We start from the raw sequence: 25123 nt of genomic DNA, 5'->3' as shown, positions 1-25123 counted from the left end.
TTAAATTCTGATGACTTTAGAAACACCGTCGATATCTTTTAGTTTTTTAAAAGTTTCATCGAGCTGGCTTCTATTTTTTACTTCAAGATTGATATTTCCGGTGAAAACGCCGTTATTCGATTCAATTGACATACTCTTCATATCCATGCCCATTGCACCGCTGATTACTGCGGTAATGTCATTGATCATTCCCATTCTGTCGAGTCCCTCGATCTCAATTTTAATACGGTTTTTGAAGCTTTCTTCATTCACCCATTTTGCAGGGATTACACGGTAATCATATTGAGCTCTCAAGTTGATCGCATTCGGACAATTGTCGCTGTGCACTTTTATACCTTCGGAAATGGTGATAAATCCAAAAATTTTGTCTCCCGGGATTACTGTACAACATTTTGCATAACTGTAATTCAGTTTTTCTTCGTCTTTCCCGAAAACAATCATATCCAGATTGATCTCTTTCGGCTCTACATAATGTTGGTTTTTTGTAGGTGATTTTCTGAATCTTGAAAGTAGGTTGTTGAATACATTTTTACTTTCAATATATTTTCTTAAACTACTAGCATCCAGCTCATTCGTCTGGAATTTTAAAAATAGTTCCTGAGAGGTTTTCAGATTGAAAAATTTCTGAAGTTTATTGATTTCTTCATCATTGAAATTGATTTTCGCATGCCTCAATTTTCTGCGAAGAATTTCTTTTCCTTCATCAACCAGCGAGTTTTTCTCAGAATTTAAATACCCTTTTATTTTTGATTTCGCTTTGGAAGTCACCACAAAATCGAGCCAGTCAAACTTTGGTTTCTGGTTTTGAGACGAAAGAATATCTACCTGATCGCCATTTTGCAAAACATAAGAAATAGGGACTAATTTTCCATTAATCTTTGCACCCAAACACTTCATTCCTAAATCTGAGTGTACAGAAAATGCAAAATCTAAAGCGGTTGCATTGGTCGGTAGAATTTTAATCTCACCTTTCGGAGTAAAGACAAAAACTTCTTTAGAATATAAATTGAGTTTAATATTATCTAAAAGCTCAGAAGTTGAAAGATTCTGCTGTTGCTCAAGTACATCACGGATTTCGGTAACCCATTTTTCAAAATTTCGGTCGTCATTAGTCTGTTTATAACCTTCTTTGTATTTGTAATGTGCGGCAACACCTTTTTCGGCAATATCATCCATTCTGTCTGAACGGATTTGCACTTCAATCCATTTTTTATCAGGACCAAGCACCGTTAAGTGTAAACTTTCATAGCCTGTAGAACGGGGTTGTGTAATCCAGTCACGCATTCTCGATGGATTACTGTGATAAACATCTGTTACAATCGAATAAATTTTCCAAGCCAAAAATTTCTCATTTTTAGCATCTGATTTATAAATTATTCTGATGGCGTAATTGTCAAAAACTTCCTCAAAAGTAACGCCCTGCTTGAGCATTTTTCTGTAAATCGACGAAATCGCTTTTGCACGGCCTTTGATGGTGACATTCAGCCCTTCGTCTTTTAAACGTACAGAAACCTCTTTCTTAAACTCTTCGATGTACCGCTCTCTGTTTTCCTTGGCAAGTTCTAATTTTTGCGTTATTTCATTATAAACATCCGGACTGTTATACTTCAAAGATAAGTCCTCTAGTTCAGATTTGATATTGTACAAACCTAAACGGTGTGCGAGTGGAGCATAAATGTAAACAGTTTCTGAAGCAATTTTTTTCTGCTTGTCCGGCGCCATGCTTTCCAACGTTCTCATATTGTGAAGTCGGTCTGCAATTTTGATCAAGATCACACGAAAATCTTCTGAAAGCGTGAGGAGTAGTTTTCTGTAATTTTCAGACTGCACAGAGATGTTCTGATGGTTCATGATTGAGATCTTGGTCAATCCGTTGACAATTTCCGCAATTTTATCACCAAAAATCTTCTTCAGGTCTTCGTAGGTGTAATCTGAATCTTCAATAACATCATGCAATAATGCACAAGCGATCGATGTTGCTCCCAAACCGATTTCTGTTGCGACAATTTTAGCTACAGCAATAGGATGGTAAATGTACGGTTCTCCAGATTTCCTTCTTTGGTCTTTGTGCGCATCTAATGCAATATCAAAAGCCTTTCGGATGAGTTTGTTGTTCTCTTCATCCAAAGTTCTGTATGTGTTAGAAATCAGGTCTTTATACCTCGTTAAGATTTCTTTATTCTCTTGTTCTAGGTCGTAACTCATTTGTGTAAAAGGCTTTGTTTAAACGAAAATACGAAAAATATAGCTATTTGTCAATTCTATAAACTAAAAATCCGTAGAAAAAATTCTACGGATCCGGTTATGAGTTTTTAGTTTTTAATTTAAGATTTCACTTCAGAATTTATTCCGTCATGCTGTACTTTGATTCTTACATCAGGGCTGCTGTGAATTTCAGCTCTACACCTTGCATCAATGTATTTTTTTATGTTGCTGTAGGATGCTTGTTCGATGCTCATGTTTTCAAATAAATACGTTTTGACAACAGAATTTTGATGAAATATATTCTGCGCTGTTGTTAACTGTTCGTTATCTCTAATCTGTACACTCGCCATATATTGTGAATGCGGATGATCTTCTAGGAGATAAACTATATAATCAGAGTTTTCAAACCCCGAAGTTTCAACTTCGTTTTCTAACCGCTTGTAATCACTGTGACGTTCAAATATTCCTGTTAAAATGCTTGACATAGTAATTTTGTTTTGGTACTTAAAGATAGAACTATTTTTTAAATAATTGATAAAAATTTAATGAAATTTAAAATATTTTATTTTATCTATAAAAAATTAATAATAATTAAGATATTATCTATTTTTATTAAATCTTCATTTATTGATCTAATTACAAAAAAACCCTGCACAATAAAAGTACAGAGTTACTTAGTATTTAAATGTTTTTACCCTAATCTTTCATTTTTAATTTCCTCCACAATTTCGGGATTCAACAGAGTAGAAGTATCTCCGAAATTCGAGAAATCACCTTCTGCAATCTTTCTCAAAATTCTACGCATGATTTTTCCTGAACGCGTTTTCGGAAGTCCTGAAACAAATTGAATCTTATCTAATTTTGCAATCGGACCGATCTGATCTGAAATCAGCTGATTGATTTCTTTTTTTAGGTTTTCCTTTTGACGACCTGCGCCGCTGTCTTTTAAAATCACAAAACCATATAAAGCACTTCCTTTGATATCGTGTGGGAAACCTACAATTGCAGATTCTGCAACTGCTGGATGTTCATTGATGCTGTCCTCAATCGGTGCAGTTCCTAAATTGTGTCCAGAAACAATCACTACATCGTCCACACGACCCGTAATTCTGTAATAACCCACTTCGTCTCTTAAAGCACCATCACCCGTGAAATATTTCCCCGGAAAAGCTGAGAAATAGGTCTCTTTGTATCTTTGATGATCGCCCCAAATGGTTCTCGCAATTCCCGGCCACGGAAAACGGATGCAGAGATTTCCGGTCACCTGATTTCCTGTAATTTCATTGCGTTTGTCATCCATTAAAACAGGTTGAATTCCCGGTAATGGAAGAGTTGCATACGTTGGTTTCGTAGGCGTTACAAAAGGAATAGGAGAGATCATAATTCCTCCGGTTTCAGTTTGCCACCAAGTATCTACAATCGGGCATTTTTTTCTTCCGACGTGATCATTAAACCAATGCCACGCTTCATCGTTAATCGGTTCTCCCACGGATCCGATAACTCTCAATGAGCTTAAATCGTGTTTATCAACCCATTCAGCGCTTTCTTTTGCTAAAGAACGAATTGCAGTTGGTGCCGTATAAAATTGGGTAACTTTATGTTTTTCAATAACTTCCCAAAATCTGTCCGGCTCAGGGTAAGTAGGAATGCCTTCAAAAATAACAGTGGTTGCACCATTTAACAACGGTCCGTAAAGAATATAAGAATGCCCGGTAATCCAGCCAATATCTGCAGTACACCAATAAATATCGTTTTCCTGATAATTGAATACATTTTTGAAGGTGTACGCGGAATAAACCATGTAGCCAGCGGAAGTGTGAAGCATTCCTTTTGGTTTTCCGGTAGAACCAGATGTGTACAGAATAAACAAAGGATCTTCTGCATCCATAATGATGGTCACGAAATCGGCAGAAGCTTTTTCGTACAAATCAGCCAGCCAGAAATCTCTGCCTTCCTTCATTTTAACCTCGTTGTTGGTGCGTTTTACTACCAAAACTTTTTCTACGGTAGGGCATTTTTCTACTGCTTCATCGATAATTGATTTTAAATCTAAAACTTTACTTCCTCTGTAACTTCCGTCTGAAGTAATTAGCATTTTTGCACCACAGTCATTAACTCTGGAAACCACAGCAGAAGCCGAAAATCCCGCAAATATTACGGAATGAACTGCTCCCAATTTCGCACAAGCCAACATCGTAACTGCCAGTTCTGGAATCATTGGAAGATAGATGCAAACTCTGTCGCCTTTCTCAATGCCCATGTCTTTCAAAACATTTGCTGTCTTGTTGACTCTTTCGTAGAGTTCGTTGTAAGAAATGTGCTGTGCTTCTTCTTTTGGGTCGTTGGGTTCCCAGATGATGGCTGTTTTTTCTCCTCGCACAGATAAATGTCTGTCTAGGCAGTTTTTGGTGATATTTAATTTAGCATCTTTAAACCATGTGATCTTTGCCTCATTCATATCATATTTTACCACTTTGCTCCACCTTTGGTACCATACAAAATTTTGGTCAGCCACTTTATCCCAGAATTTTTTCGGGTTTTTGATTGATTTTTTGTACTCTTCAAAGTAGTGCGGTAAATCTTCTATCACGTAATTTCTCATACTTTTTCTTTTTAGAATTATTTATTGTTTAAATTTTTTATTTGTTTAAGTTGTGCCTTTTCGATTTTCAAATTGAACACGAAGCGCACGAAGTTTTTTTATCTGACTTTTTTTAAGCCTCACAAAGCCGTTTCACTTAGAGAAGTTTACAGAGGTTTTTAGTTCATGACAGATTGAGAGCAATTTTCATTATAGTTTGTGTTCCATAATTGGAAGAAATCTATCTTTAACTGATGTTTCACTTTCTCCAATTTTTATAAATCCGAAACTTTCATAAAATTTTTGTGCATTAGGGTCGGCGTCCAGAATTATTCTGATTTTTTCGCTCTGTTTTATTTTTAAAATAAAATCATTCATTAATAATTTTCCATAACCTTTACCGATATATTCAGGTGAAACAAACAGATTGTCAAGTCTCACATTCTTATTTTCAATTTCAAAATAAGAATAGTAAGCAATAATCGATTGGTTGACAATTAATTTATACACTTGATTCTTGTCGATGTATTCTGAAGTAATGGTTAGTAAATCTGACCACCTGCTCATTTGTTCTTCAGAATATCCCCAGTAGGCCTTTGATCTTTTTGTGATCTCAGTTAAAATCTTGTCGTCATCGGTATTTGCTTTAATAATTTCTGTCATCATCTTTACTTTACGAATTTCTGTATTGCCGAATCTTCTCTTTCAACTCACCAATAATCATTTCATCATCAATCGTTGACGGAATCTGAAATTCCTTTCCATCAATAATCGTCCTGATCAATTTTCTTAAAATCTTTCCCGAACGGGTTTTTGGAAGTCTTTTTACGACCATTACAGATTTTAAAAACGCTACAGCTCCAATTTTTTCTCTGACTTTCAGGATGATTTCTTTCTCTACATCTTCTTCAGAAATTTCTGAACCATTTTTTAAAACGATTGTTGCAAAAGGAACTTGTCCACGTAAATCATCATCAATTCCGACGACAGCACATTCGGCAACATCAGGATGAGAGGAAACGATTTCTTCCATTTCAGAAGTTGAAAGTCGGTGACCGGCAACGTTGATGACATCATCCACTCTTCCTGTGATGAAAATATAGCCGTCTTCATCTTTAATCGCCCCGTCTCCTGAAAAATAATAGCCTTTGTATTGTGATAAATAACTTTTTTCAAAACGCTCGTAATCATTCCAAATTCCCAACATTGCGCCTGGAGGAAGCGGAAGTTTGATAACTAGATACCCTTCTTTATGTTCGTCAAGTTCAAATCCGTTTTCTTCAAAAATTTTAATATCGTACCCCGGAATCGGTTTTCCTGCTGAAGCTCTTTTAATTTTATAATCATCATCAAAAGTCATCAGTCCTAACATCGGAGATCCGGATTCTGTCTGCCACCAATGGTCGATGGCGGGAACTCCGATGTGCTTTTCAAACCAATCTAAAGTCGCAACATCGCATCTTTCACCTGCCAAAAATTGTTTTTTGAAATGGCTTAAATCATATTTTTTAACTAGTTCGCCGTTCGGGTCTTCTTTTTTAATCGCTCTGATTGCTGTAGGAGCAGTGAACATCGCTGAAACTTTATATTCGGAAATAATTCTCCAAAAAGTTCCTGCATCAGGAGTCATGATGGGTTTTCCTTCAAAAATAATGGTGGTATTTCTGTTAATTAATGGTCCGTAAACGCTGTAGCTGTGACCAACCGCCCAACCAAAATCTGAAGCTGCCCAGAATGTTTCGCCTTGATCAATTCCATAAATATATTTCATTGAGAATTTCAAAGCGATAGCGTAACCTCCTGTATCTCTTGTAATTCCTTTTGGTTTACCAGTCGTTCCGGAAGTATAAAGTAAGTATAACGGATGATTTGATTCTACTGAAACACAATCTGCAGGTTTGGACTTTTCAACTAACTCTTCATAATCGATGATGCCTTCAAACATTTCATGTTGATTATTAACTAATTTTCTGTTGAAAACAATGATATTGTCTACTTTATCCTGCGCCAGTTCAATCGCTTTTTCAACCAATGGTAGATAAGGAATTCTCTTCGCAATTTCAATTCCTGCCGTTGCCGTAATCAAAGCTTTTGGTTTGCAGTCATCAATTCTTACGACCAATTCATGAGGTGCAAACCCTCCAAAAACAACATTGTGGATCACCCCAATTCTTGCACAAGCCAGCATTGCAAAAAGCGTCTGCGGAATCATCGGCATGTAAATTACTGCGGTGTCACCCTTTTTTAAACCTAAAGAAACTAATCCGCCAGCTAATTTTGAAATTTCTTCTTTAGCCTGATTATAAGTGTATCTTATTTTTTGATTGGTAACCGGAGAATCATAGATAATCGCAGTTTCTTCTCCAAAGCCATCTTCAATATGTTTGTCGATGCAGAGGTAAGACATATTCAGTTTCCCATCTGCAAACCATTGGGTGTAACTGTTTTCGTCTTTTGAAATAATCGTTTCGGGAAATTCAAACCACGAAATTTCATGAGCCTGCTCTTTCCAGAACTGCTCTTTGTTTTCTATGCTTTGTTTAAATAAATTGTCTGCTTTCATAATTTTTGCGTTTGGTTTAATTAAACACTAAGTACACGAATTTCTTTCACGAATAACACTATACCAGTTGTGTCATTCATGCAATTCGTTTGTGGCATTCGTGTTTAAGAATTAAGCAACTCCTCAATCTGAGAAATCAATTTTTTTATTGAATAAGGTTTTGTCACATAGGCGTCCGCTCCCATCTCCAGTCCTTTTTCAATATCTTTCGGGTTGTTTTTGGCACTGAGAAAGAGAACTTTTGTATTGTTTAAGGATTCATTTTTTTTAATTTCTTCCAAAGTGCTGTATCCGTCAAGATTGGGCATCATGATATCCAATAAAATGACATCGGGAACAAGTGTTTTTAAAAATTCTAAAACTTCAGTTCCGTCTCTGGCAATGAACACTTCGTAACCTATTTTCCGGAAACTGTATTCGAGTGACATTAATATTTTGTGTTCGTCATCTGCAATTAATATCTTTTTCATTCTTGTACTTCGTTAGGGTTCAACTTCATGGGTTTCTATATTTTTCTTCGGCAGGGTGATGGTAAACGTAACACCCAATCCACTGTTTTCTGCTTTAATGTTTCCGTTGTGGGCTTCGACGATTCTCTTTGAAATTGCTAGTCCGAGACCACTTCCGGTAGGTTTTCTTATGTTTTGATTTTTAGCCTGATAAAATTTATCAAAAATCATTTCCAAATCTTCTTCGGGAATATGCTTTCCAGTATTGAATATTTTTATAATTAAAAAATTATCTTTTGCTGAAAATTTAGTTTGAATTGTACCTTGATCTTCGGTGAATTTCAAGGCATTTCCTAAAATATTCTGAAACAGCTGAATAAATCGAGCTTCATCATATTCAAATTGATAATGATTCAATAAATCAACTTCGCTTACATGAATGAATTTCTGCTGAATTAAATGTAATATTGGGTTTAAAGCCTTTTTATACGTTTCAATAATGTTATTTTCATGAATATTTAATGCGATTTCTCCGTGTTGAAGTTTGTCCAAATATAAAATATCGTTGATAATTTCACTGAGACGGTCAGATTCTGTAATGATATTATTTAAAAATTCTCTTTTAATATCTAAAGGAATATCGTCGTCATCGGCTAAGATTTCTCCAGCCGAACGAATTGCGGTAATCGGTGTTCGCAATTCATGAGCAACAGAATCCAGAAAATCATCTTTCTGGCGGTCTTTCACGATAAGATTTTCATTTGCGGCACTGAGGTCGTTGGAAAGCTGTTTCAGCTCTTCAGATTTCTCGGTAAGTTTTTTATTTAATGTGATATTTTCTTTTGATTCTTCCAAAATATTTAAAACTTCTTTCAAAGATATTTTATCTTCTTTCGTTACTCCTTCAATGAGAATTTTTGCAGAAGCCGTCCCGATTCTCCCCGCCAAAAGGTTCTCAGAGAATTTAATAAATCTTGAATCTGCCGTTTCGGTTTGCGAATCGATGTTATATTTTATATTGAAAATCCGCATCGCCTGTTCGGTTTTTTTCTTGCCTAAAAAACGTTCCAGAATATTTTGAATATCAGAAACATAAGCAGTTCCCCGCCAAATGAATGCGTTTTCGTGATTTTGAATGTATTTATCGATGTCAACATACAATTCTGCGAAATTTCTTTCACGGTAATTCCCTTTCATGCTTACAGAAAGTATGGTGAAAAGGGCAGTATTAACCAAAATCGACCAGAAGAAAATTTCAGGAATTCTGGTTAGAAAAGAAATGTCAAAAAACTGAAAAATGTCATACATTTCTCGTAAAATACCTTTCAGTTCAGAATTATAAGAAAAATAATATTGTGGAATAATTAAACCGAAATAACAGATAATTAATCCAGCAAAAAGTCCTGCCACTGCACCTTTATAACTTCCTCTTCGCCAAAATATCGCTCCAAAAAATGCAGGTGCCAATTGTGCAATGATGACAAATGAAATTAATCCGACAGAATCTAGAGAGCTTCTTAAAATAAAATATTTGTAAAAGGCAAAAGCCAGAATAATCAATCCGAATATCGAAAATTTACGGATGTTGGTAATATTTTTGGTGTTTTGAACTTCATTTTCAGCTTTAAATTTGCCTAATAAGCCGTAAGGAATAATCAGGTTGTTGGAAAGCATAATTGACAAAGTGATTGCCGAAATAATAATCATTGAAATACACGAACTTAATCCTCCTAAAAATACCAAAACCGTAATCAATGTGTTGTCAAAATGTTGCGGAATTAAAATAGAGTAGAACTCAGGGTTTACGTTTTGTCCGGCAAAAATTAATCTTCCACCCCAGGCAATCGGGAAGATGAAAATGGTGAATATCAAAAGATATAAAGGGAAAAACCAGATTGCTGTTTTGATGTGTTTTTCCTGTCTGTTTTCAACAATTGCGGTGTGAAACTGTCTTGGTAAGATACAGATTGCAGTTCCGGAAATCATGCAGAGAACCATCCAGTTCATGGCGCCTTCAATTCCGTTAAAAGTGTTTTTAGCTTTAAAATCCGGGAATTTACTTGCTTTTTGATACAAGTCCGAAAATCCGTCAAAAGCATAATAGATCACGAATAATCCTAAAATAATAATGAAAAATAATTTAAGAAAACTCTCCAAAGCAATTGCGGAAATAATTCCTAAACGTTTTTCGGATGCATCAACATATTTTGTTCCGTAATAGGATGAAAAAACAGCAATTAGAATAACCACAAAAGTTCCGCTGTCGGTTAAAATATTTTGAGAAATTTTAGTTTCTGTAACCAAGTGAAAAGTCTCAGAAATCGCCTTAATCTGCAATCCGATGTAGGGAATAATTGCAAAAAGACAAACCAAAGTAATAATGGCACTGAAGCTTCTGCTGTTTCCGTACCGTAATGAAATAAAATCAGCTAAACTACTGATCTTGTTGACCCTTGAGATGCGGACAATCCGAGTATTAATATAAATCCAGGCAGGAATCACCATGATCGGGCCAATGTAAATCGGTAAATAATTGAGTCCGCTGGTTGCTGCCACGCCGATACTTCCATAATACGTCCATGCGGTGCAATACACGGCAAGAGACAATGCATAGATGTATGGATTATTAATCCAAATCTTACTCTTTTTCTTCTCTGCCAAATGGGCAACTAAGAACAAAAGTGCGAGGTAAATAAGGACAACGATAAATAATGCGAAACTACTCATCATATTTTTTTACGATTACAAAGGAAATAATGATTGAAATCATCCAGACTGTGAAAAAATAAATAAGAATCATCGGATAACCAAAAACCTCTCTCTCGCTATTAAAAAGCAGCGAAACAGGAATACTAAACGCAATCAGTAAACCTACGCTCAGAATAATCAGTTTTTGCTCGTGACGCTTTTTCATAATTAATGATTGATATATGATGATTGATATAATAAACGATAATTGATGAACAAAATCATTCATCAATTATCATCTGTCACTTATAATTTATTTGTCGTCAGAATATTCTCCTATCAAAGAATAATATCCGAAGATGGCCAATCCGCCTGTGACAATCGGTACCAATACAAAAAGTATAATGATGCCGAATACCAGGTCCTCCTGTTTTCCTGATGTGATTTTAGGGATGCCCATCACCGTTATTCCGAAGTAGGCAACGATCAAGGCAGCTAAAATCCATACAATGCCTAATATTTTTTTTAATCCGTTCATTTTAGTAGATTTAAAATTAATAATTTTTAAGTGATTATCCCTATTAATCGTGGATATTATTGTTTTTGGTTTTAAGATAAATCAATCCGATGACTAAACAGACTGTGGCAACTCCAATCGGATACCAAAGTCCTTCAAGATACCACGTCGCATGCCCTGCATCTTTTCCGGAAGTTACGAGATAAGTGGCAACCGCAGGAAGTAATCCTCCAAAAACTCCATTACCAATATGATATGGTAACGACATCGATGTGTAACGGATTCTTACCGGGAACATCTCAACTAAAAATGCTGCAATCGGACCATAAACCATCGTCACAAAAATCACCTGAACAAATACAAGGAAAACCAGATACCATCTTGTGTCGTCGTTCAAAGTAATTGCTGTCGAAACTTTTGGCTCTTCAGCTTTTCCGTCTTTCATTATTGGGCCGGCGGCTGACCAATGAACGATACTGTCTTTTTTAATTAAAGTTCCGTCTGTAAAAGTGGTTTCTTTATGGAATGTAACTAAACTGTCTGATGCAATAGTTTTGTGCACTGCTGCAACTCTTGTTTCTTTAATTCCATTGTCTGCTACAGTTTTCGCTTCAATATTCACGCTTTTGTACATCGCGTCGTAAATTGGTCTGTAGGCTAAAATTGCCACCAGCATTCCGGTCATCATTATCGCTTTTCTACCAATTTTATCTGAAAGCCAACCGAAAAACACAAAGAAAGGTGTTCCCATTAATAATGCAGTTGCCATCAGATAATCGACCTGCATTGAGTTGATATTCATTACCTTTTGGAGAAAACTCATTGCGTAAAACTGTCCTGTGTACCAGATCACTCCTTGACCCATTGCTGCTCCAAATAATGCCAGCAAGACAAATTTAAAGTTGAATTTATTTCCGAAACTTTCTTTTAAAGGATTTTTTGAAGTTTTCCCTTCACTTTTAGCCTTTGCAAAAAGTGGAGATTCTTTCATATTTTTTCTGATGAAATAAGAAACACCAACCATTAAGATTGAAATCCAGAACGGAACTCTCCATCCCCAAGAGTCAAATTCTTCTGCGGATAAAGTATTTTTAGTAATTAAAATAACAATTAATGAAATGAAAAGTCCTGCGGTTGCGGTAGTCTGAATCCAAGAAGTCCAGTAACCTCTTCTGTGCGGCTGCGAATATTCTGCAACATAAGTTGCTGCTCCGCCGTATTCTCCACCTAAAGCTAATCCCTGTAAAAGTCTTAAAATTAAAACTAAAACCGGCGCCATAAATCCGATGGTTTCATATCCCGGAATACATCCGATCAGGAAGGTGGAGAATCCCATTATTAACAGAGTAACTAAGAAAGTATATTTTCTTCCGATAATATCTCCCAATCTTCCGAAAAATAAAGCTCCGAAAGGTCTCACTACAAATCCAGCCGCAAAAGTTGCCAGTGTAGATAAAAATGCTGCAGTAGGATTGTCTGCCGGAAAGAATTTGGTCGCCAAAACGACTGCAAGACTCCCGAAAATATAGAAATCATACCATTCTATCAAAGTTCCGAGGGATGATGCGGTGATGACGCTCCAGATGGTGCGGTTTTTCTGCTTATCTGTCATATTCTCGTAAACATCGTGGTGTTGTTCGCTCATATTAGTAGATTTTTTTTGTTAATAATTAAATTTTATAGGATTAGTTTTTTATAAATAAATTTGAAGTTGTACAATAAATTCTCCTTTAGATTTAGGGTTTTCTGTCGGGCTTGTATAAACCGGTCTTGTAGAATATTGCGTCGTAATTTTAGCATGATGACCGTCTAAAAACCAGTTGGCTCCCACATCAAACTGAGAAGAAGGTTTATCAAACGCTTCAAAATCTTTGTAAGTGTAAGCCGCAAAAGGCTGAATTCTGATTTTCGGTTTTTCTGATTGATTTGGAAGTAACAAACCTGCCTGAGCGTAAACCACATTTCCGGTTCCAATCATGGGTTGAAGATTTCCGGGGCCCGCTAAAGCTCTTTGTCCGACAAAATTCGGATCGTTGGCTGCAATGTTCATCGTTCCTAAATTTCTTACGTAATTCGGCCCGAAATTATAGTTGAAATATCCTGCATAAGCCGAAACGGCCATTTTATTTTTTGCTTCACCTAAAGGAATATCAGCAAAAGCATCTACAGAAAGTAGGGTAATGTCGTGTTTTTCGATGTTTGAATTCACTGAAGTTCTTGTTCCTTCGGCTTGATGATAAAAACCTGCACCGAGGTTGAAAACTTTTTTGGTTCCCAGATAAGAACCCACTTTGAAAGGAAGGAGATTAGATTCTGTATCTAAGAATTGATATTCAAAATAACCTGCTTTTGACCAGTTCGGATTTCCGTTGTTATCAACCGCAACTTCATTTCCGGGGATTAACGTGTTGGCTGGAGCTAAATCTGTTGCGAAAGGTTTGTTTAGACTCATTCGGTACTCAAATTTACCGTACTTTCCTTTTGCAAAAACACCCATTTGTCTCGCAAACTGATCAGAATTGTCAATCAGAGGCCAGCTGAAAACCGGAGAATCTAAAGTCAGGAAATTCAGTGTGGAAGCCATTGTCATACGGGAAAGTCCCATGTAGTAATGCAATCCGCCTCCTAAAGTTAAACTAAATTTTCCTGCTTCACCGGGCATTACAACGGCATATTCATTCCATGCGTCATGAAAAAAAAGCTGAGGTTTTTTCCCGTTTCCGTAGCCGCCAGTTCCTGTAGTTCCTGTTGCGCCACCGTTAATGAAAGTCTGGTTATTGATCCCGAAATGCGTGAGAATCATGTAACGCTTGGTAATTTGAGCGTAAGCTAAAATACGTGCTCTTCGGTTTCCTAAGTTCCAGGTATTGTCGGTTGGTTCGCCGCCAACCATACTTCCGGGGTTCATTTCTGTGTTCCTGATCCAGAACTGATCCCATAAAATAAATCGGATGTACTTATCTCCTTCAGGATTAATATTAATTTTTAAACCATTTCCATAATCAGGAGAACCTTGACCGTATACAGAACTGCTAATTAAAGCTAATCCAATAAAACTTAATATTTTCTTCATAAATTATTAATTTTTTGGCTGTTATTTTGTGAAAGCCAAATTGGAATTAATAATTTAGTTGTGAAAATTTAATATATATTAGTGGTTATAATATAGTTGTAAGTTTTTAGTCATGAATTATGAGTTGAAAACTCTTATTTGAAAGTTATTGTTTTTGATTAAATTATTTAGTAATGTTTTGATTAATAAATGTTTAATTAAATTGATTGTGTTTACAGAACTCAAAAATCATAATTAATAACTCATAACTTTTAAAATCTATTTTTTAAACCTTTCCCATTTGATCAACATATATTTATCCGCAAACTGAGTAATTATCAAACCGGAATCTTTGATATTTTCTTCTTTAGACATGTAGTCAAGCAACTCATTTTGTTTTAAAATTTTATATACCGGATGAAAGTCGGAATGGGGTGGTCTAGTAATATTATATTTCTTGATCCACGAACTTATTGTAACATGCGAAACGCCAATAATCCTTTCTATTTCTCTAAAACTTAGTCCTTCAAGATATAACTGTAATGCCTTAGTTACATAATAATCATCGATTTTTTTACCCAATTTTTTGACAGTAAAATAATAATTACAATCCTTACAATGGAATCTCTGTTTCTCATTAATGATTCCGCTTTTAACGATTTTCTCGCTCTTACATTTTGGGCAAATATTTTCCATATATAGTATTTTAGCAAATATATAATAATTTAGCAATATTAAATTTTAACAATAAGATAATTATACCTGTTAATATTAATTAAACAATAAAATTATCTTTTTAATTTGGTTTTTAAAGATAATATGCTTTAAATTTGCCAAAAAATTCAGATAAATAAATGGAAATACAAATTTCCTCATGCGAACATTTAATGTATGTGAGTGAAATACAGCAGGAGATGTATGATTCTGCACAGCGACGAGGAACGGGCATCGCAAAACGTTCTATAGAATATTTAAGTAAAAAGATTTCAGATGGCAATGCTGTTGTCGCTACTGAAAACGGTGAGTGGGTGGGGTTTTGTTATATAGAAACTTGGTCACATGGTCAGTTTGTGGCCAACTCAGGGTTGATTGTTTCCCCAAAATTCAGGGAAAGAGGAGCTGCAACTTTAATTAAGGATAAAGTTTTTCAATTATCCAGAGACAAATACCCGACTGCAAAAATTTTCGGATTGACGACGGGTTTGGCTGTCATGAAGATCAACAGCGATTTAGGTTACAAGCCGGTAATTTATTCTGAATTAACACAAGATGAAGAATTCTGGAACGGCTGTAAAAGCTGTGTGAATTATGATATTTTAATGAAAAAAGAACGAAAAAACTGTCTTTGTACCGCAATGCTTTTCGTTCCTGATAATAATAAAGTAATTGGTGTTGAAAATAATCAACCCGAAAATCAATATAAAAATGAGCAAGAAAGTAATCTTAGCATTTAGCGGAGGTTTAGATACCTCTTACTGCGCCAAATATTTGAGTGAAACACTTGGGTATGAGGTGTATGCAGTCACTGTAAATACCGGAGGTTTTTCTAAAGAAGAGGAAAAAGAACTGGAGAAAAAAGCCTTCAATCTTGGAGTGAAAGAATACAGGTGCGTTGATGCTCAGGAAGATTATTACAATTCTTGTGTGAAGTATTTGATCTTTGGAAATGTGTTGAAAAACAATACCTATCCTTTGTCTGTAAGTGCTGAACGTACGATTCAGGCACAGGAAATTGCAAAATTTGCCATTGAAATCGGTGCTGATGCGATTGCTCACGGAAGTACAGGTGCGGGAAATGACCAGGTTCGTTTTGATTTAATTTTTCTGGTAATGTGTCCGAATGTAGAAATTATTACGCCGATCCGTGATATGTCTCTATCCCGTGAAGAGGAAATTGAGTTTTTGAAAAGTCACGGCTACGAAATGGAATTCCAAAAAGCACAATATTCTGTAAATAAGGGACTTTGGGGAACTTCAGTTGGTGGAAAAGAAACGTTATCATCACGAAATTATCTTCCTGAAGAAGCTTTTCCATCTCAAATTAAAGAAACTCAGCCTTCAGAACTGGAAATTGAGTTTAAAAATGGTGAAGTTGTAGCGGTAAACGGAGAAAACTTTGAACATTCGGTGTATGCGATTCGAAAGATTGAAGAATTGGCTTCTGCTTATGGAATTGGTCGCGATATTCACGTTGGTGATACGATTGTTGGAATTAAAGGAAGAGTCGGTTTCGAAGCGGCGGCGGCATCTGTGATCATCAAAGCGCATCATTTATTGGAAAAACATACGCTTTCAAAATATCAGCAGATGATGAAGTCTCAATTGTCTGATTGGTACGGAAACTGGCTTCACGAAGCACTTTTCTTAGATCCTGTGATGAGAAATATCGAGTCTTTTTTAGTCGATTCTCAAAAAACGGTAAGCGGAAAAGTATTTGTGACCCTTCATCCATACAGATTTATCTTAAACGGAATTGAGTCTAAACATGATCTGATGTCCGATAAATTCGGAAGCTATGGCGAGGCGAACAGAGCATGGACAGGTGAAGATGTAAAGGGCTACACAAAAATCGTAAGCAATTCTTTAAATATATATCATCAGATAAATAAATAAGATTTGGGCAGCTTTATCAGCCTGTAGTTTATCCTGAGCTTGTCGAAGGACTCCCAATCTTTTGCTCGTCGTTCCTCCTCACAAAAGGATTTCCGCTCAAGTCGTGCTGCAAGAGATTCAATGTATAAATTAACCCTAAGGGTTCAACAATAATAGCCTCAGGTGCAACCTGTGGAAAAAAGAAAAATGAAAAAAATATCGGAATAATCGGTGCCAACGGCTACACAGGAAGCGAATTAGTTCGTCTGTTGGCTTTTCATCCCAATGTGTCTTTGAGTTTTTTATATAGTCGTTCGAATTCGGGGACAAAGATTTCAGATTTGTACCCGGATTTAGCGACGGTTTGTGAAATGGTTTTAACGGATCAGCCTGAAGATGTAGACATTTTGTTTTTATGTCTTCCTCACAAAGAAAGTCAAAATTGGCTGACTCAAAATAATATAAAAGATGAAACATTAGTAATCGATTTAGGAAATGATTTTCGTTTAGATGGTAATTTAGGAAACAGAAATTTTATCTACGGTTTGCCTGAAATCAACAAAAAACAACTTTTAGGATCAAAAAGCATTGCAAATCCGGGATGTTTTGCGACAGCAATTCAACTGGCCTTGCTTCCATTAGCTCAAAAAGGATTGTTGCATGAGGTTTACACAACGGGAATTACAGGTTCAACAGGTGCCGGTCAGTCATTGCAGCCAACGACGCATTTTACCTGGAGAAACGATAATATTTCAGCATATAAAACTTTGACACATCAACATGTGGATGAGATTTTACAGCAGTTAGTTTCTTTTAATACGAATGAAATCAGTCTGAATTTTGTTCCATGGAGAGGAGATTTTGCGAGAGGAATTTTTACGAGTTCCACGGTGAAAACAGATTTAGAACTTTCAGATATCAATCAATTGTATCAGGATTTTTATGCAGATGAGCCTTTTGTAAAGGTAAGTGAGAAAGCAATTGATTTAAAACAGGTTGTCAATACCAATCGCTGTGTGATTCATATAGAAAAGAGTGGAAATGTTGCAGTTATTCACTCAGCGATTGACAATTTGTTGAAAGGAGCTTCCGGACAGGCAGTTCAAAACATGAATATTGCAATGGGTTGGGAAGAAAACTCAGGATTGAACTTAAAGCCTGTGGCGTTTTAAATGTGAATAGTTAATAAGCCAATAGTGAATTTTAAAACTCAAAGTAAAAACAGACCTAGGAAAATGGAGCGTTAAGAAAATTGAAATTTAATCCGTTAAAAAATTCCCACTGTTTGAGCACGAGACAAATCCTCAATCAAAGAACAAATAGTCAATTCGTGCGAGTTTTGGAGATTTTAGGATTTAATTTAAATTTTTAGCAGAATTTTCCAAGTCTTGAATTTTTGTTTCTTTTGTTTGACTACGTCGAATCTTCGATTTCAAGACAAAAGAAAAATATAAGAAAGATGAAATCATTCATCAAACATCAATTATCATTTATAAATAGACATGAATTTATTCAACGTATATCCATTATTCAACATAAATCCGGTAAAAGCCCAAGGATCATTTCTTTGGGATGATAAAGGAGAAAAATATCTTGATTTTTACGGAGGTCATGCCGTTATTTCTATCGGGCACAATCATCCACATTATCAAACTCAATTAAAAAACAATTAGATAAAATATCTTTTTATTCAAATTCTGTTCAAAATGAATTGCAAACTGAATTAGCTGAGAAATTAGGAAAACTTTCAGGTTTGGAAGATTACAATCTGTTTTTATGCAATTCAGGAGCTGAAGCGAATGAAAATGCTTTAAAACTAGCTTCTTTTCACAATGGAAAAAGTAAAGTGTTGTATTTCTCAGGTTCATTTCACGGCAGAACTTCGGCAGCAGTTTCTGTGACAGATAATCCTAAAATTGTTGCTCCGGTAAATTATGACGAAAGATTCATTAAATCTGAATGGAATAATATTGAACAGCTTGAAGCAATTTTTGAAAATCAGGGAAGTGAAATTTCATCGGTGATTATCGAAGGAATCCAAGGAGTTGGCGGAATTATGATTCCAACTGTTGAATTTTTAACTAAAATCAAAGAACTGTGCGAAAAATACAATGCGGTTTTGATTTTAGATGAAGTTCAGTCCGGTTATGGAAGAAGCGGGTATTTCTTTGCTCATCAGGAATTTGGAATTGAAGCTGATATTATCACAACCGCAAAAGGAATGGGTAATGGTTTTCCAATCGGCGGAGTATTGATTCATCCTAAATTTCAGGCAAGCAACGGTTTGCTGGGAACAACTTTTGGTGGAAATCATTTGGCTTGTGTTGCTGCGATCGCTGTGTTAGACGTTATGAAAGATGAAAATCTCATCGAAAATGCTCATGAAATGGGCAAATATATTGAAAATGAAATTAAAGATTTTCCACATATTAAAACGATCCGAAGGAAAGGTTTGATGATTGGGATTGAACTCGACAGGGATTGCTCAGAAGTGAGGAATAGCTTGTTGTACAATCATCATATTTTCACAGGAAATTCAAATGATAAGGCTGTGTTAAGGATTCTTCCGGCACTTAACATTAAAAAAGAAGAAACCGATATTTTCATCGGTGCTCTGAAAACTATTTTAGAAAATCTCTAATTTTTAATTAACTACAAAAATTTTAAACACTTTAGTTTAATTAAGTTAAAAGATAAAGTTGAAGAAGTTCACTTAAGGTTCTGAAAATCTTTGATTTTCTACTCATGTGTTCTAAATATTTTCAATAATATAAAACTTCTAAAGTGTACTAATATGTTAAAACTTTTTTGGTTTAAAATCAATTCAAAATGAAAAAATTCACCTCTGTAAGCGATGTTAAAAACTTACAGGAAATTATAAAAAAGCTTTACAAATTAAAGAAAATCCTCTTTCGGAAACCGAGAAAGGAAAAGGAAAAACAATAGGACTTGTATTTTTAAATTCAAGTTTGAGAACTCGTTTAAGTAGTCAGATTGCAGCACAAAATTTAGGTTTAAATGTTTTGACGTTAAACGCAGCTCAGGAAGCCTGGAATTTAGAATTTGCAGACGGAGCTGTAATGAATGGCGATACTGTTGAACATATCAAAGATGCCATTGAAGTTTTAAACCAATATTGCGATATCATCGCGGTTCGTTGTTTTGCTGGAATGAAACATAAGGAAGACGATGTTAACGAAAGTATTTTAAGCCAGTTCGAACAACATGCAAAAGTTCCGGTAATTTCTCTGGAATCTGCAACACGTCATCCTTTGCAAAGTTTGGCAGATTGCATCACGATTACAGAAAACTTGGAACACTTCGACAAGCTCAGTGTAAACCGAAAGCCTAAAGTGGTGCTGACTTGGGCTCCTCACATCAAACCGATTGCTCATGCGGTAGGAAATTCCTTCGCAGAATGGATGCAGGAAATGGATGTTGAGTTAGTGATAGCTAATCCTGAAGGGTACGATTTAGATAAAAACTTCACGAAAGATGTAAAAGTGATTCATAATCAAGATGAAGCCTTGAAAGATGCAGATTTTATTTATGTGAAAAACTGGTCATCTTTTGATAATTATGCAGCAATGCCTGAAGTGAAAGAAAACTGGATGCTGACGAACGAAAAATTAGCCAATACTAATAAGGGGAAAGTAATGCACTGTCTTCCGGTTCGTCGAAATGTAGAATTGAGTGATGAGGTAATGGATGGTGAAAATTCAATCATCTACCAACAGGCAAAAAACCGAATTTTCTCTGCGCAGGCTGTTTTCTCTGAAATTTTAGATGAAATTAATTCAAAATAATTCAATCATGCAAGAAAAGCTTTTTGTTGTAAAAATCGGCGGTGCTTTAATTGATGATGAGGAATTATTGAACGAATTTCTGAAGCAGTTTTCTGAAATTAAGGAGAAGAAAATTTTAGTTCACGGAGGTGGAAAATTAGCAACCATATTGGCTGATAAATTAGGTGTTGAACAAAAAATGATCAACGGACGAAGAATCACGGATAAAGATACGTTGGATATTGTGGCAATGGTGTATGCAGGAGGTATCAATAAAAATATCGTGGCTAAACTTCAGCAGAAAAAATGTAAGGCAATAGGATTTTCGGGAGCTGATGCTAATTTAATTAAAGCGAAAAAAAGAGAACACGCAGAAATAGATTTCGGATTTGTAGGAGATATTGAGAAGAAAAGTGTGAACAGAAAATTGATTTCAAAATTAATTAAACTTAAACTTGTTCCTGTATTTTCAGCAATCACTCACGACAAAAAAGGAAATCTTTTCAATACCAATGCGGATACGATTGCTTCGGTGATTGCTCAGGCGCTGTCTTCAAAATATGACGTTGAATTGTTGTATTGTTTTGATAAAGAAGGAGTTTTGGAAGATGTCGAAAATCCTGAATCTGTCATAAAAAATATTTCTGAAGGAGAATTTTCAACATTAAAAAATGAAGGAAAACTTCACAAAGGAATTTTACCTAAGCTGGAAAACGCTCTTGGAGCCATAAAAATAATGTAAATAAGGTTTTTTTAATAAAAGAAACCGAATTGAAAAACCATATAGAAAACCATCATGCAGGAACTGAAATCTGTTTATAATAAAGAAGAATTACTGAATAACGCAGTGGATTTGTTGAAAAAACTGATAGAAATTCCGTCATTCAGCAAAGATGAATTTAATACGTCTGTAGAGATTGAAAATTTTTTCAAAAAACATCAGATTCCTACAAAACGTTTTAAAAATAACATCTGGGCGGTGAACAAAAACTTTGATGTTTTCAAACCGTCGATTTTGCTGAATACGCATCATGACACCGTAAAGCCAAATAAAGCTTACACTTTAGACCCATTTTTAGCGATTGAAAAGGATGGAAAGTTGTTTGGATTGGGAAGTAATGATGCGGGTGCTTCTTTGGTTTCTATGGCGCAGGTATTTTTGCATTTTTATGCTCAAGAAGATTTAAAATATAATTTAGTTGTTGCTTTGACGGCTGAGGAAGAGATTTCAGGTTTTGACGGAATTGAAGCTTTATTTCCTCAATTACCCAATATCGAGCTTACCATTGTGGGAGAACCAACGCAGATGAATCTGGCGATTGCAGAAAAAGGATTGTTAGTCATTGACGGGGAAATGAAAGGCACTCCTTCTCACGCCGCTCATCCGAATGACGATAATTCTATTGTGAAATGTATGGAAGATTTGCAACAAATTTTAAGCTTTAAATTTCCAAAAGTTTCAGATTATTTGGGTGAAGTTAAAGTGACGTTGTCAGGAATTCATGCGGGAGTTCAGCATAACGTAGTTCCGGAATCTTGTGTTTTTACTTTAGATGTTAGGGTTACAGACGAATATTCTAATGAAGAAGTGTTTGAAATCATCCAGTCGCAGATGAAATCGACCTTAGCAGCAAGGTCTTTCAGATTAAATTCTTCAAAAATAGAAATGGATCATCCGTTTGTAAAAGCAGGTTTGGAAATCGGCAGGACAACTTACGGTTCGCCAACTTCATCCGATCAAGCGATTATTCCATGTACATCGGTAAAACTCGGTCCCGGCGACAGCACACGTTCTCACACTGCGGATGAATACATATATATAAAGGAAATAGAAGAGGGGATTGAGATTTATATTAAGATACTTGAAAAGGTTTTATAGGCTGGAAAAGGGATGATGGATGATTGAAGTCTATGAAAAGTATATCAATAATGACTTAGGAAACGGAAGCGTTAAGAAATTTTAAAGAATTTACGTTAAAAAATTTCCACTGTTTGAGTGGCGGCAAAAAATAATCTTATTATATCTAATCGTAGTTTCCGCCCGAGTTTTGGGAATTTTAGGAAATTGTTTAAAATTTTAGCATGAGTTTCCAGTCTTGAATTTTTGTTTCTTTTGTTTCAAGACAAAAGAAAATTTTAAAATAATATTTAAATGGATTTTTTTAGAGTTTCCATTTTTAGAAAAAAAGAATAATTATGAAAAAGATATGGCAAAAAGACAACAACGCCACTAATATATTAGTCAATAAATTTACAGTTGGGAAAGATCTTGACTTTGATGAGCGTTTAGCAAAATACGACGTGAAAGGTTCGATGGTGCATTGTAAAATGTTGGCAGAAGTTGGAATTATTACTGATGAAGAATCAGAGCAGATGTTGTCTGTTTTAGAGGAAATTTTGAAAGATATCGAAAACGGAACTTTTGAAATCGATAAAAGTGCAGAAGATATTCATTCGCAGGTAGAATCTATTTTAATTGAAAAATTAGGAGATACAGGAAAGAAAATTCATACGGCTCGTTCAAGAAATGATCAGGTTTTATTGGATATAAAGCTGTATTTAGTAGATGAAATCCGTGAAATCACAGCGTTGACAGATGAATTTTTTCAAATATTAATCAAATTGGCAGATCAGCATAAAAATGTTCTTCTTCCGGGATATACCCATTTACAAATTGCCATGCCTTCATCGTTTGGATTGTGGTTTGGAGCTTATGCTGAAGCTTTGTTGGATGATGTTGAAATGCTTTTCTCGGTTAAAAATATCATTAATAAAAATCCATTGGGTTCAGCGGCGGGATATGGTTCGTCTTTCCCGATTGACCGTGAGAGTACGACGTATAATTTAGGGTTTCAATCGATGAATTATAATTCAGTGTATGCTCAAATGACACGCGGAAAGTCAGAGAAAATGCTGTCGATGGCAATGGCAACTTTGGCTGGAACATTAGGAAAATTTGCGTATGATGTTTGTTTATATTTAAGTCAGAATTTTGATTTTATAAGCTTTCCTAAAGAGTTTACAACAGGAAGCAGTATCATGCCTCACAAAAAAAATCCTGATATTTTTGAACTAGTTCGTGCCCGTTGCAACAGAATTCAGTCGTTACCGAATGAGTTTATTTTATTGACGAATAATCTTCCTTCAGGATATCACAGAGATATGCAGTTGACGAAAGAAATTCTTTTCCCTGCAATCGATTCCTTGAAAGAATGTCTTGAAATTTTAAGCTATACATTACCGAATATTCAGGTGAAAGATGGGATTTTGGAAGATGAAAAGTATAAATATCTTTTTAGCGTAGAAAAGATCAATGAAGAAGTGAAAAACGGAAGTTCTTTCCGTGATGCGTATGTAAAAGTAGGGCAGGAGATTGAAAATAATGAATTTGATTTTGAGATAAAAAATTTGAATCATACTCACCAAGGAAGTATAGGAAATCTTTGTCTGGATAAGATTGAATATCAATTCAATAAGTTGAAGAATAAGTTGTTGGGTTAAGGTTTTATGAACGATAAAACATTCAATGCTTCTTATCTTGATAAAATGATGATTAGTTATCTTTCTTATCAGATTTTAATAATTTATAGACAATAAATATCAATATAATGTAACCTAAAATATCATATCTTATATTTCTAGATTTACGTTCTTTCAAATAGTTCTCAAAAGTAAAAATATAGGAGTTGTTTTTATTTAAGGAATAAATAAAGACTTTGCCTTTGTTGTTAAGATTATTTGCCTGACTATTGTTGATTCCAACAAAAAGTTTATCATTTACTTTAACTTTATCTTCAATTTTCCAATATGAAGCACCTCCCCCTGAATTGTCAATAATAAACTCGCAAGGATAATTATCAGAAAAAATTACATATTTATCATAAGAATTTTTATTACCAATATCTCTTACTGCTTTTACAGTTATTTCTTTCTGGATTAAATCATTTTCATTAAGATTAAAATTGTCTTTTAGAAAAAATTTGGAAACAATCAAAAATAATCCTATTACTAATAATATCCATTTTCTATAATTCATGAATCGTACTTTCTGTGGTTAAAAGGATAATTTTATTTTTAAAAAAATTATCCCAAATCAATCTTAAACTTAGTAGATTTTTTAACCTCGTGAAGAACAATAGAACTGTGATATTGCCCAATATTAGGAATATTTGAAATAATGTTGACAGCGAATTCATTATAAGAATTAATATCCTTAGCAATGATTTTCAACATATAATCGTATTCGCCGGAAAGACTAATGATTTCCTGAACTTCATCGTGTTGCATGATGTTTTTCTCGAAAGTTTCCAAAACTTTTTTAGACTGTTCTTTGAGGCGGACATTACAATAAACAACAATATTTAAACCCAGTTTTTCACGGTTCAGAAGACCGACATATTTCTCAATAATACCTTGCTTCTCCAGCTGTTTGATGCGTTCATAGGTTGGAGTAAAGGTCAAACCTATTTTCTCTGAAATTTCTTTCACCGAGAAAGTAGAATCTTCCTGAATTATGCTGAGAATCATCCTGTCTTTTGCGTCCATAAACTGTATTTGAATTCTAACAAAAATATTAAGAATAAATGAGAATAACCAGCGATTGAAGTTTTTTAATTTTTTTAAAGTTTCGCTTTGTCATGTTACCCAAATGTTATATCTTTGCACCTAATGAATAACACAGTATTTATATC

Annotated in this window: 21 protein-coding genes and 1 pseudogene; 8 read left to right on the top strand and 14 right to left on the bottom strand. The window is 35.0% G+C overall.

Annotated elements, in window-relative coordinates:
- The 12 genes from EAG08_RS02285 to EAG08_RS02230 form a co-directional block, all read right to left on the bottom strand.
- Positions 1-2205 carry a RelA/SpoT family protein gene (locus tag EAG08_RS02285; protein ID WP_129534024.1) on the bottom strand — a complete coding sequence of 735 codons (2205 nt, stop codon included), beginning with the start codon at positions 2203-2205 and terminating at the stop codon, positions 1-3.
- Positions 2206-2324: 119 nt separating this feature from the next.
- Positions 2325-2690, bottom strand: coding sequence for a hypothetical protein (locus EAG08_RS02280; RefSeq protein ID WP_129534023.1), 366 nt, complete (start codon positions 2688-2690; stop codon positions 2325-2327).
- A gap of 206 nt (positions 2691-2896) precedes the next feature.
- Positions 2897-4807: an acetate--CoA ligase gene (gene acs, locus EAG08_RS02275; protein ID WP_129534022.1), complete on the bottom strand. Its 1911-nt coding sequence runs from the start codon at positions 4805-4807 to the stop codon at positions 2897-2899.
- A 189-nt stretch (positions 4808-4996) separates the two neighbouring features.
- On the bottom strand, positions 4997-5452 hold the full coding sequence (locus EAG08_RS02270; protein ID WP_129534021.1) for a GNAT family N-acetyltransferase: 456 nt from the start codon (positions 5450-5452) through the stop codon (positions 4997-4999).
- 7 nt (positions 5453-5459) lie between these two features.
- Complete coding sequence (locus EAG08_RS02265) at positions 5460-7349, bottom strand: AMP-binding protein (RefSeq protein ID WP_129534020.1); 1890 nt, start codon at positions 7347-7349, stop codon at positions 5460-5462.
- A gap of 104 nt (positions 7350-7453) precedes the next feature.
- Positions 7454-7819 (bottom strand): response regulator transcription factor, encoded by a 366-nt coding sequence (locus EAG08_RS02260; protein ID WP_129534019.1) that lies wholly within the window; start codon positions 7817-7819, stop codon positions 7454-7456.
- A gap of 12 nt (positions 7820-7831) precedes the next feature.
- Entirely contained in the window at positions 7832-10525 is a 2694-nt protein-coding gene (locus EAG08_RS02255; RefSeq protein WP_129537200.1) for an ATP-binding protein, read from the bottom strand.
- Positions 10518-10712 (bottom strand): hypothetical protein, encoded by a 195-nt coding sequence (locus EAG08_RS02250; protein WP_129534018.1) that lies wholly within the window; start codon positions 10710-10712, stop codon positions 10518-10520. Before EAG08_RS02250 ends, EAG08_RS02255 begins: the two co-directional genes overlap by 8 nt.
- Before the next feature lie 87 nt (positions 10713-10799).
- Positions 10800-11024: a DUF6814 family protein gene (locus EAG08_RS02245; RefSeq protein ID WP_129534017.1), complete on the bottom strand. Its 225-nt coding sequence runs from the start codon at positions 11022-11024 to the stop codon at positions 10800-10802.
- 43 nt (positions 11025-11067) lie between these two features.
- Positions 11068-12648, bottom strand: a complete 1581-nt coding sequence (locus EAG08_RS02240) for an MFS transporter (protein ID WP_129534016.1) — start codon at positions 12646-12648, stop codon at positions 11068-11070.
- Between the two features lie 48 nt (positions 12649-12696).
- Positions 12697-14076, bottom strand: a complete 1380-nt coding sequence (locus EAG08_RS02235) for a porin (protein WP_129534015.1) — start codon at positions 14074-14076, stop codon at positions 12697-12699.
- Positions 14077-14334: 258 nt separating this feature from the next.
- Entirely contained in the window at positions 14335-14751 is a 417-nt protein-coding gene (locus EAG08_RS02230) for a terminase gpP N-terminus-related DNA-binding protein (protein WP_129534014.1), read from the bottom strand.
- Between the two features lie 158 nt (positions 14752-14909).
- Between EAG08_RS02230 and EAG08_RS02225 the strand changes: the two genes are divergently transcribed.
- The 8 genes and pseudogenes from EAG08_RS02225 (at position 14910) to argH (ending at position 23933) form a co-directional block, all read left to right on the top strand.
- Positions 14910-15509 carry a GNAT family N-acetyltransferase gene (locus tag EAG08_RS02225; RefSeq protein ID WP_228446726.1) on the top strand — a complete coding sequence of 200 codons (600 nt, stop codon included), beginning with the start codon at positions 14910-14912 and terminating at the stop codon, positions 15507-15509.
- Positions 15481-16668 (top strand): argininosuccinate synthase, encoded by a 1188-nt coding sequence (argG, locus tag EAG08_RS02220; protein WP_129534013.1) that lies wholly within the window; start codon positions 15481-15483, stop codon positions 16666-16668. The genes EAG08_RS02225 and argG overlap by 29 nt, the downstream gene beginning before the upstream one ends.
- 152 nt (positions 16669-16820) lie before the next feature.
- Positions 16821-17819 (top strand): N-acetyl-gamma-glutamyl-phosphate reductase, encoded by a 999-nt coding sequence (argC, locus tag EAG08_RS02215; RefSeq protein ID WP_129534012.1) that lies wholly within the window; start codon positions 16821-16823, stop codon positions 17817-17819.
- 330 nt (positions 17820-18149) lie between these two features.
- A pseudogene (locus EAG08_RS02210) lies at positions 18150-19288 on the top strand (aspartate aminotransferase family protein).
- Between the two features lie 253 nt (positions 19289-19541).
- Positions 19542-20453, top strand: a complete 912-nt coding sequence (locus EAG08_RS02205) for an acetylornithine carbamoyltransferase (protein ID WP_317126340.1) — start codon at positions 19542-19544, stop codon at positions 20451-20453.
- 7 nt (positions 20454-20460) lie between these two features.
- Positions 20461-21174 carry an acetylglutamate kinase gene (gene argB / locus EAG08_RS02200; protein ID WP_228446725.1) on the top strand — a complete coding sequence of 238 codons (714 nt, stop codon included), beginning with the start codon at positions 20461-20463 and terminating at the stop codon, positions 21172-21174.
- A gap of 54 nt (positions 21175-21228) precedes the next feature.
- Positions 21229-22311 carry a M20 family metallo-hydrolase gene (locus EAG08_RS02195; protein ID WP_129534011.1) on the top strand — a complete coding sequence of 361 codons (1083 nt, stop codon included), beginning with the start codon at positions 21229-21231 and terminating at the stop codon, positions 22309-22311.
- Positions 22312-22628: 317 nt separating this feature from the next.
- Positions 22629-23933, top strand: coding sequence for an argininosuccinate lyase (gene argH / locus EAG08_RS02190; RefSeq protein ID WP_129534010.1), 1305 nt, complete (start codon positions 22629-22631; stop codon positions 23931-23933).
- Positions 23934-23985: 52 nt separating this feature from the next.
- Here the strand turns inward: argH and EAG08_RS02185 are convergent, their stop codons facing one another.
- Together EAG08_RS02185 and EAG08_RS02180 are read right to left on the bottom strand one after the other, a co-directional pair.
- Positions 23986-24468 carry a hypothetical protein gene (locus EAG08_RS02185; protein ID WP_129534009.1) on the bottom strand — a complete coding sequence of 161 codons (483 nt, stop codon included), beginning with the start codon at positions 24466-24468 and terminating at the stop codon, positions 23986-23988.
- A 47-nt stretch (positions 24469-24515) separates the two neighbouring features.
- Positions 24516-24977: an Lrp/AsnC family transcriptional regulator gene (locus tag EAG08_RS02180; RefSeq protein WP_129534008.1), complete on the bottom strand. Its 462-nt coding sequence runs from the start codon at positions 24975-24977 to the stop codon at positions 24516-24518.
- Positions 24978-25123 lie beyond the last annotated feature (146 nt).

The sequence above is a fragment of the Chryseobacterium sp. 3008163 genome, assembly GCF_003669035.1.
In the GTDB taxonomy this organism is placed as follows: domain Bacteria; phylum Bacteroidota; class Bacteroidia; order Flavobacteriales; family Weeksellaceae; genus Chryseobacterium.
The sequence above is the reverse complement of the archived record's forward strand: the minus strand, read 5'-3'. Positions and strand labels throughout refer to the sequence as shown.